General features: G+C 40.9%; 8 protein-coding genes. All 8 read left to right on the top strand.

What is annotated here, in order from left to right; translation table 11 throughout:
• Positions 1 to 534: 534 nt before the first annotated feature.
• The 8 genes from AB6E08_RS09190 to mshL all read left to right on the top strand — a co-directional run bounded on the left by AB6E08_RS09190 (position 535) and on the right by mshL (position 10,237).
• Entirely contained in the window at positions 535 to 1,116 is a 582-nt protein-coding gene (locus tag AB6E08_RS09190; RefSeq protein WP_102457453.1) for a recombinase family protein, read from the top strand.
• A gap of 61 nt (positions 1,117 to 1,177) precedes the next feature.
• Complete coding sequence (locus AB6E08_RS09185) at positions 1,178 to 1,618, top strand: hypothetical protein (protein ID WP_102457454.1); 441 nt, start codon at positions 1,178 to 1,180, stop codon at positions 1,616 to 1,618.
• Entirely contained in the window at positions 1,615 to 3,789 is a 2,175-nt protein-coding gene (locus tag AB6E08_RS09180) for an AAA family ATPase (RefSeq protein ID WP_102576641.1), read from the top strand. Before AB6E08_RS09185 ends, AB6E08_RS09180 begins: the two co-directional genes overlap by 4 nt.
• 323 nt (positions 3,790 to 4,112) lie before the next feature.
• Positions 4,113 to 6,128: an RNase E specificity factor CsrD gene (gene csrD, locus AB6E08_RS09175; protein WP_017101385.1), complete on the top strand. Its 2,016-nt coding sequence runs from the start codon at positions 4,113 to 4,115 to the stop codon at positions 6,126 to 6,128.
• A gap of 2 nt (positions 6,129 to 6,130) precedes the next feature.
• Positions 6,131 to 7,573 carry an MSHA biogenesis protein MshI gene (locus AB6E08_RS09170; RefSeq protein WP_017101384.1) on the top strand — a complete coding sequence of 481 codons (1,443 nt, stop codon included), beginning with the start codon at positions 6,131 to 6,133 and terminating at the stop codon, positions 7,571 to 7,573.
• Positions 7,573 to 8,220: a type 4a pilus biogenesis protein PilO gene (gene pilO, locus AB6E08_RS09165; RefSeq protein WP_009847865.1), complete on the top strand. Its 648-nt coding sequence runs from the start codon at positions 7,573 to 7,575 to the stop codon at positions 8,218 to 8,220. Before AB6E08_RS09170 ends, pilO begins: the two co-directional genes overlap by 1 nt.
• Positions 8,213 to 8,545, top strand: coding sequence for a hypothetical protein (locus AB6E08_RS09160; protein ID WP_012603133.1), 333 nt, complete (start codon positions 8,213 to 8,215; stop codon positions 8,543 to 8,545). The genes pilO and AB6E08_RS09160 overlap by 8 nt, the downstream gene beginning before the upstream one ends.
• Positions 8,546 to 8,560: 15 nt before the next feature.
• Positions 8,561 to 10,237, top strand: coding sequence for a pilus (MSHA type) biogenesis protein MshL (gene mshL / locus AB6E08_RS09155; protein WP_135384581.1), 1,677 nt, complete (start codon positions 8,561 to 8,563; stop codon positions 10,235 to 10,237).
• The last annotated feature ends 12 nt before the right edge of the window (positions 10,238 to 10,249 follow it).

The following is a 10,249-nucleotide window of genomic DNA, read 5'->3' as shown; positions in this document are numbered from 1 at the left end:
CGCATCTTAACTTTTATTACCAAAATCACTTTGTAAATACGTGGATTCCATATACATAAAGGGGCAGAAACGATTTAGAGCTACCGACCTAAATCGCGTTAGATTAGAAAATATCTCTTGAAGCCTAACATGCCTGCTAAATGTGCTTATTACGATAAGCCGTAAAGAAAGACGACATTCTTTGGACAATAACATATGAATCAGAATGTGTTCTCGCAATGAACTTTTCACCACGAGAAAGTTCAATAGAGATGACATATGAATATTTCAAATCACTGACTGGAGCAACATAGCTCGCTTTATACAGAACGCTCAGCCCGAACCAATCAGATTTGGGCTTTCTCAGCACGTTTCGGGGCATTCATTAGACTATAGGGCTTTAATTCTTATTATTAGCCTTTCTCATTTCTATGTAAATAAAACGAAGGTTTGCGTTACATCTACTTTTTCATCCTTTTTAGACGATTATCCCTTCATTTTGCGTAACGAAACTCGTAAACTTAACTATGTAACATAAACGTATGGGAATATGCCATGATTATTGGGTATGCGAGGGTAAGCACGACGGATCAAAACTGTGATTATCAGATGGATGAACTCACAAAAGTGGGTTGTGAAAAAATCTTTGTAGAGAAAGCATCAGCTAAAACCAAAGATCGACCTGAACTCAATAGATTGCTGGATACCCTACGTCAGGGTGACATTATTGTAGTATGTAAGCTTGATAGGCTGGGACGTAGCCTTAAAGATCTAATCACATTACTTGATATATTTAAGACAATTGGTGTTCAGTTTAAGTCGCTGTCTGAGAACATTGACACGACCACTTCTACAGGGAAGCTAGTATTCAATATTATAGGAGCCATTGCTGAGTTTGAGCGTGACATTATTATTGAAAGAACCAATGCAGGGCTTGAAGCTGCTAGAGCGAGGGGAAGAAAAGGGGGCAGGAAGCAGAAGCTCACAGACAAGCAAATTAAACTAGCCAAATCAATGTTGCAAGACCCATCAGTACAGAAGTCTGACGTAGCGAAACATTTCAACATTTCTAGACCGACGCTCAATAGATACTTAGATGCTGCACCAGATGTGGAGCAAGAAAGTCTATTTAAATAGACTTTTCGATGCGAAGCATCGGTATATGGAAATTAGCAAATAAAGTTTAGGAGATGGCAGATTGAGCAAAGAGAAAGGGCAAATTAATAGAGAGCTTTTTATTGCATGGGTTGATGAAATGAAAGCTAAGAATCCTCCAAATTGGCTGGATTATTGGCATGGTGACACCTTAAGCCCTAAAAAGATTGCAGATGAACTTGGCTTTGATTCCGCCGCTTTTAAAAAATCTAGAAATGAAAAACTCTTCGATCTACTGCAAAACCTTAAGCAAGAACTTGCAACGGATGGGGTTTACCAAAAGCGCAAAAAGAGCTTTCCTTTGGAAAGAGAGGTCGTTGTAGTAAATACAACCTGCGATGAGGATATAAAAGATAGTGCAAAAGTTCGTGATCTAAAGCGTACCAATCGTCGTTTACAAGATGAAAATGCAAAGCTTGCCGCAGAAGTTGCAAGGTTATCCGAGTTTAAAGACGTTCTCATTGAAATGGGGTTGTGGAAATGAGTAATAGTGCTTTCTTGGTTCGGATTACCAGTATATATCAATACCATCCTGATAACGTTCAGTTAGGTGCTGTGTTTGTAAATCAAAAAGTTGGTGCACACAGGATTGTATTACTAACTACTCAAAACCAGATAAATATGAAGCCGCAAGTAGGGCAGCAATGGGTAATATTAAAAGAGAATAACTATAGTGTGCGGCAACAGCCAGTTAGTGTGGGTGGTTATGTAGACGTGTGGCGTTTCATGCAACCCAAACTTAAGTGTGTGATGCCTGACAATGGTATTGGTTTCGTTAACTTTTTAAGCTCTGAGAAAGAATTTGTCGGTATTGGCAGGGTGAAAGCACAATTACTATGGGCTGAGTTCCGTAGTGACATTTTCACAATGCTCGAATGTAAAAAAGATGAACCATATAAACATGATAAATCAATAAGTAACTTTCAAGCTATCAAGAATGTCCTGAGGCGTGATGAGACGGTACATGTGCTTTATCAAGGGTTTAGAAAATATACGAACCTGAAGTATGCGAGTCAGTTAGTTGAGTGGGAAGTAGAAGAACCCGCTCAACGCCAACTGTTTAGGTTTGCTGATAAGGATGCAATCAGTTTTTTAAAGGCGAATCCGTACCGCTTGTTCTCTCTGGGGATGCGATTTAACAAGGTTGATGATATTGCACAAAAGCACTTTGGTATCCGACTGGATGATGAAATAAGGCTTGTGGCGATAATTGAGCAATCTCTGCGACAATGGAACGATAAAGGACATACAGTTGCAGCTTGGTATGATATCGAGCACCTAGTCAAAAAGTATCTTAACAACGATCAGTTTCTAGTTGAAAAGTCGAAATTACTAACAGGCGATATCATCGGATTTGTAAAGCAAGATGATAAATACTATGTCTCAGGTAATTATATTTTCGAAAAAACTATAGCAAAGCGATTCAGTAAACTCAGTAAGAGGGAAAGCCATTGGCAAAGTGAGCTGGAGGCGACATTCATTAGCTCTATTCCTAATGGATGGAAGCTTGAGGATGCTCAGTCTCGTGCCGTAAGAACCGCATTAATCAGCCATATTTTTGCTCTCACTGGTGGAGCAGGTACAGGTAAAACCACAACAACTAAACTTATCGTTGATGCTTATCAACAATTAGGCTTTAGTATTTTCCCAGTAGCCCTATCAGGAAAAGCGGTTCGACGGCTTCAGCAATCTATAGGCATAGATTGTATGACAATTGCGCGATTATTGCGTAAAGACAGTATTGTTGTTGAAAATAGTGTCTTACTGATTGATGAAGCCTCAATGTTAGATGCATACACTATGTGGCGTTTGGTTACTTTGTTTTCTGATAAAACGAGGATCATTCTAGTTGGAGACCCTTACCAGCTCCCCCCAATTAACGCAGGGTTAATTCTGAATGATGTGATTAAAAGCAGTGTAGTTAATCATGTTCAACTTGATGTTGTTAAGCGACAAGGTGCAAGCAGTACGGTTCCTGAATATTCGAACGCAATACGCAATGGCAATGTGCCATCTTCTTTAACGACTTCTGATATTACATTCCACGAATCGAGTAGCGACATGCTACAGGATGCTTTAGCTGTGTATTCTAAATTTAAGAGTGCAATGATAGTTGCGTCAACTAATGCCACCGTAAGAAGTGTTAACATTAAACTGCAACAAGAGATGAATGCTAATGGTAGGGTTCTTGATCTAACGGATATGCCTATTACTAAAGGAAGCTATGAGTTCAGAGAGGGCGACCCTGTAGTTATTACCCTGACTTGCTACAAAAATGATGTTCAAAATGGAACTCTAGGAGTGATAACAAACGCTGTTGCAACTGAAGAATATGCCTGTGTTATTGAACTTGAAGATTTCGATAAGGATGGCAAAAAAAGAACTATAGAAGTTGATTGGCAACTGTTTGAGTACATAGACCTAGCTTACGCACTAACATTGCATAAACTGCAAGGTTCGCAAGCGGAGAATGTAATTGTGCTACTGGAGCGCAGTTTGTTACTTGATCGTAGTTGGCTCTATACAGCAGTTACACGAGCAGAAAATAAGGTGCACATAATTGGAAAAGAGTGTGATTTTCAGTACGGTATCAGCAAGCGAGGAGCTATTGATACACGTAAAACTGCTTTGTCAGAAATGTTGAAAAATGCTTAAGTTGAAACTAATTATGTAGAATACGCCGCTATTTTAAACATTCTTGCGGTTAGGTGTGTAAAATTGCAATGCGGTCAGTTTGGTTAAGGTGTTGATTTTAATTTAATTTTCAATTGTACTGACCCTGTTTTTTGTTATGTTTGTCTTTGTTTTCCATTTTGAGGACTGTTTTTAATATATTATAAAAGCAGTATTAAATTGGAAGAAGCCGCGTTCGTCGCGGCTTTTTGTTACCTACAATTCTTAACGCTTTATTTACAACGTCAATTTATAGTATAAGTAGCAATACGGTATAATGTGAGTTGAAAAGGATTTCGTTATTCATGAGATATACCCCGACACTAAAATTGAGCACTCGATTGGTCGCATTTGTCACCGTGATAGTGATCAGTGCGATGTTCATCCTTTTTATTGGTGGCACACTCTCCTTTAAGCGTATAGGACAGGAATATTTAGATCATTATTTGGTTGGCATTGTTGACGTCGTAGATAAAGAGATGGAAGATCCAGATGCTGCGTATTCAATGCAACGTTGGATGCCGAAGATGTTGCAGGCAAGCAATATCGTTGAGATGAAGCTTTCAAACAAAACCGGTATCGTTTACCGATTTAAAGATACCTCCCCACAAATTGATCCAAACCGTCTCTATGAAAGAAGCTTCATTTTAGATCGAAATGAAGGCTATCAAATCGAATTTAAAGCACTCCCCCCTTATATTGGTTACAACTACTCGATTGAAGCTATGTGGTCGATTACTTTGGCGGTGGCATTGATCCTTTTTTGTTTGGCCCGTGGTGTTCGTTGGTTAAAAGAACAGTTAATGGGCTCAGAGATTTTGGAAGAGCGAGGGAGAATGATCCTTGCTGGGCAGGTAGAGGCTCATTCAAAAGGGGACGAGCGAGAATGGCCATATACGGCAAGTGAAGCGCTTGATGTACTGATTGAAGAGTTGAAAGATGCACGCCAAGAGCGAAGTCGCTTTGATACTTTTATCCGCACCCATACTTTTCTAGATAAGCTCACTGGTACAGCCAACCGAGTACTATTTGATAACAAACTTGAATCTGTACTGCATGAAAGTGGCGCTCGTGGAGGCGTTTTACTGATACGTATCGACGAGTGGGAACAAGTTCGAGATGCCAATGACAAGCAGCTCACCGACGGATTTATTATTGAAGTTGGTGAAGTATTGTCGAATATTGTTCAGCGTTATCCCGATGTCATTTTTTCTCGCTATTACGAAGCAGACTTTGCCGTGTTTATTCCGCATCAAGGAACAAAGGATATTGCGACGTTGGCTGCTCAATGTTTAAGGCAATTAGATAAATTGACTCCGCCGGAGCCTTTGGAGTCAGATAACTGGTGCCATATTGGCGTGACAATGTATGTCGAAGGTGAACGCCATAGCCAAATCATGGATGAAACGGAAACAGCGTTAAAGAGCGCTCAGTTAGAGCGCATTAATAACTGGAGCCGTTACCCAAAAGAAAATAAAAGTGAGATAGACAGAGGCAGTGTTCGCTGGAGAACATTACTTGATAAAGCCCTACTACCTGAAAATTTAGTAATCTTTGCTCAGCGGTGTTATCTTATGCCGGATTCCGGTCAAGTTAATGAATTGCATAAAGAAATATTTATTAGAATTCAAGATCCAGACAAAGGTCTATTGAAATCTTCTCGTTTTATGTCTGCGGTAGAACAAGTCGGTTATCAAGCTCAAATGGATCAATCGGTTTTGACGGTTTTGTTTAAGTCGCTGAAAGTATCAACACAGCCTGTCAATTATTCGGTGAACTTGAGTGTCACTCCGTTTGCAAATAAATCACATTTTAAATGGTTCAGAAGTGAGTTGTTACAGCTCTCTGCTCAGCATCGTTCTCAGCTTGCTTTTGAGTTTTCAGAAGGCCATCTAATTACTCACCTTGATTATATGCGACCAGTGGCGAAGGTGTTACGAGGGTTAGGGTGTAAAGTGGTGGTTGGCCAAGCTGGGCGAACCATTGTTAGCACTCATTATATAAAGGATTTGAAGGTTGACTATATTAAGCTTCATCGAAGTTTGGTAAAGAAAATCGATAAACGGCATGAAAACCAACTGTTTGTTCGAAGTCTGATTGGAGCATGCGGTGATTCTCCAACTGAAGTGATCGCGGTCGGAGTTGAGACAAAGCAAGAAAAGAATACCTTGATAGAGTTAGGCATTAACGGTTATCAAGGGAGATATTTCGACGAAGAACAACAAATAATTCCCTTGCCTACTCAAGGGGAGAAGACAGTGAAAGCTGAATCCGTTGTAAAAATCGGTCGAAGAAATCGATGGCGTAAGAGTAATAGTTAAGCATGAATTTTAAAGCGATTTTAGACAAAATAAAGCCAACGAATAATAACGGTAGTTCTCAAATTGTCCTTTTGGGCAATGATACCGTTTATATTTCATCGGCTGAGTCAGAACCTCAAGTCACCAGTTTCCCTGTGGTTAACGGTGACTGGGAAAGTGCGCTGAAAAAATTGTTGAGCAGTGAGTCGCTTACTAGTGATAGCCTTCAGCTAATTGTATGTGCGAACTACTACCAAACCTATCAAATTGATAAACCGGACATTCCACAGAGTGAATGGTCGGTGGCATTGCCTTTTCTATTGAAAGATCTGATCTCTGAAAGGGTGACTGATATTACAGCGAGTGCGGTAGCGCTACCGACCTCGAATAAGCTACAAGTGTATGTTTTGCCTAAAAAGCTATTGGACAAGCTTGTAAGTATTACTAATTCAGCACAAGTTGATCTTAAAGGTATTGCTCCCGAAGATGAAGTTTGGGGCTACAGTGCTGGTGAGCTCTCTAATTTCATTCTTTTACAACGCAGCCCTAACTCACATTTTAAGCTTGGTGCATTTGTTGAAAACACGGTTTGCTTCCAAAGAACAATCCGCAGTGTTGTCCCCCCCTTAACTGGTACCGCATCAAGTGCATTGCAGTTGGATGGTCTAGCTTTAGAGCTCCAAAGGTCGATTGATTACCTTTCTTCTCAAATTAAAGGCACCCAACTTCATCAGTTAAAAATATGCTGTGATGAGGAAGATGAAGCTGAATTGCAGAGCGTGTTAAATAGCACATTGAGTTCGACCGTTTCTTTACTTGTTGAAGGTGAGCGCGAAAATTCAGAGAAATGGTTAGTTACGCTCGCGGCTGAAAAGAATGTTTTTAACGTTAATCTCTACCCAGAGCACCTTAAGCCTAAAAAAGAGTATTTCACTCTAGTGAATGTGGTTATGGTTTGGGGGCTTGTGTGTACCTTGTTGCTTGGCAGTTATTGTGTAATGCAGTATCAAGCATCGAGTTTGGATGAAGAGCTAGCAGCTTTACAATATGACTTGAATCAGCTTAACCAAGAAGTTAACCAATTAAATAGTAAGTTGGTTCAACATAAACCGTCTCCAGTGAAAGTAGCTGCGGTTGCTCGTCTCACTAGTGAGATACAAGCGAATAAAGAGGCTTTGAAGGCGGTCGGTCAATACGATGAATCCCAGCAAGTCGGGTATTCTGGTGTTATGAATTCCTTCGCTAAATTAGGGCGAAATGATATTTCGCTTTCGCATATCTACATGACTCACGAGACCCTAGAGCTTCGCGGTTTGGCTCGTGACGCTAATGTTGTTCCAAACTGGATTGGTCAGTTTAAAAATGAACTTAATTTAGTCGGGCGCACCTTTGAAAAGATAAAGATAGGTCGTAATGAGCAAGATGTGGTGACGTTTGAGTTAAGTACTCATAGGGAGAGTGAATAATGCAACTGTGGAACCAGCTTAGCGATAAGTTCCTTGCATTAAGCCTGAGAGAGAAATGGCTACTTTTCGTGTGTGGTCTAGTGGGCTTATCCATGCTTGTATTTACCTTATTGATTGAACCTGCATATCTTGATTTACAAGAAAAGAATGTGAAGTCGATGAGCCTTACGCAGTCAAATCAGAAACAACAAGGTGAATTACTTGTTCTACAAGCCAAGTTGAACAAAGACCCAGATAAAGAAATTGATCTTGAGTTAAAAAAACTATTGGTTGAGAGCCAAGAGCTATCATTTGAGCTCGCTGAAATCGTTGATAGGTTGGTTACGCCTTCTCAAATGGCGCAGTTATTAGAGAGCGTTCTTAATGCAGGTAATGGACTGAAGCTTGAGTCTTTAGAATCGTTACAACCAGAAGCTATTTCGGACAATCAAGAGAACAGTGACAATTCAAAGTACTTTCTCCATCCTGTTAGAATGGAGTTGACGGGTAGCTACTTCGATATTTCAATTTATCTTCAAGCACTTGAGTCACTTCCTGTGAGCTATTATTGGCGCACGTTTGAGTATTCAGTAGAAGAATATCCCAAAGCTCGACTTGTGTTCGAGGTTTACACCCTAGGTACCAGACAGGAGTTTATCGGTGGTTAGAACTCTAGTGTTATCTTTGCTGTTTGGTAGTTCAGTGGTATGGGCAGAACAAGACCCAACTGCGCCATTAGGTTGGCTTTCGCCCCTGCAGAAATCAGCATCAGCTAAAAAGGCGCCAGTTCAATATCGTTTACCGTCTCTAGAGAGCATTGTTTGCAAGGGCGATACACCTTGTTATGCGATTATGAATGGTCAGATTCTCGAACAAGGAGAAACGATCAGAGGGTACCGAGTTAAGAACATTGATCCAGAGTACGTCACTCTGCAGAGAAGCTCTAAGCAGTGGAAATTAGAGATGTTCTCTTTAGATGTTAAGAATAATTAAGGTTAGAGTGAAGACATGCGTAAACTTGTAGTAGCAATTCTAGTGTCATCTTTAGTCGGCTGTTCGATGGGGCATAGAGACCCTGTTGAGATAAAAGAGTCTTTAAACGAATCTATTAATGAAGCGAATAGCAAAGCACTTCATAACTTACCTTCGTCGGTACAAGATGACCTTATGCCTCAGCTAAGTTCGGACTCTATGTCTCCGAATGTGGAAACCGTCAAGCGCTTTCGTATTCAAGCAAAAGGCGTTGAAGCGAGAACCTTTTTTGCAAGCCTAGTGAAAGGTACAGAGTACAGTGCCGCGATTCATCCAAGCGTTGCTGGAAAACTTACTCTAAATCTAACAGACGTGACCTTAGATGAAGTTCTGGCTGTTGCTCAGGATATGTATGGTTACGATATTGAAAAACGTGGCAAAGTGATTCAAATTTATCCGGCCGGTTTGCGCACAGTCACGATTCCAGTGGATTACTTGCAAGTAAAGCGTTCTGGTCGTTCTTTAACGACGATTACTACTGGAACAATTTCCACTTCAGACTCTAACTCGAACTCATCTAACTCGAATTCTAATTCGTCTAACTCGAATTCAAACTCATCAAACTCGAACTCCAATTCGTCTAGCTCCACATCTAACGGTGGTACGGAGATTGAAACGATATCTGAAAGTGATTTTTGGCCGCAGCTTGAAGCGGCAGTCGCTCACTTAATTGGTTCTGGTGATGGGCAAAGCGTTGTGGTTACGCCACAAGCGAGTGTGATTACGGTACGTGCTTACCCCGATGAAATCCGAGAGGTTCGTGAGTTCCTTGGGATTTCTCAGAAACGTCTGCAGCGCCAAGTTATCTTGGAAGCCAAAATTATGGAAGTGACACTTAGTGACGGCTATCAACAAGGCATTAACTGGACCAAGATGTTTTCGTCGAACGGTACTAACTACACGCTAGGTATGGGTTCTATCGTTAAAAATGCAGCTGGTACGATCATCCCAGGCAAACTACCAGGCATGGACCCAATCGGTACCGCTTTAGGTGGTCAATCTAACCTCGTTGTTTCTGGTGGCAGCTTTGAAGCAGTATTGAGTTTTATGGATACACAGGGTGACTTGAATGTGTTATCTAGCCCAAGAGTGACAGCAGCTAATAACCAGAAAGCGGTTATAAAAGTGGGTATAGATAAATATTTCGTGACGAATTTATCAAGTTCGGTCGGTAGTGGTGATAACGCGAATGTTGCCCCTGAAGTTGAGCTAACCCCGTTCTTCTCCGGTATTTCTTTGGATGTGACGCCGCAGATCGATGATAAAGGAAATGTGTTCCTGCATGTTCACCCCGCAGTGATTGAGGTGGAAGAGGAAGTGAAAGAGCTTAATCTTGGCTCAACAACTGGTGTTGTGACGCTGCCGTTGGCTAAAAGCTCTATTCGTGAATCTGACTCCGTGATTCGAGCGCAAGATGGTGATGTGGTTGTTATTGGCGGATTGATGAAATCAAACACCAGTGACATGACTTCAAAAGTTCCATTTCTTGGTGATATCCCGGCACTCGGTCATTTGTTCCGTAATACCAGTCAACTCACTCAAAAAACTGAACTCGTTATTTTATTAAAGCCAACGGTTGTAGGTGTAAATACTTGGCAATCAGAAATGGAGCGTTCTCGAGATCTTTTACAAGAATGGTTCCCTGATGAATAGTAACCACTCACT

It is taken from the genome of Vibrio sp. 10N.247.310.24, assembly GCF_041467175.1.
GTDB lineage: Bacteria > Pseudomonadota > Gammaproteobacteria > Enterobacterales > Vibrionaceae > Vibrio > Vibrio tasmaniensis_A.
Note: the sequence above shows the minus strand (reverse complement) of the source record. Positions and strands in the feature narration are given on the sequence as shown.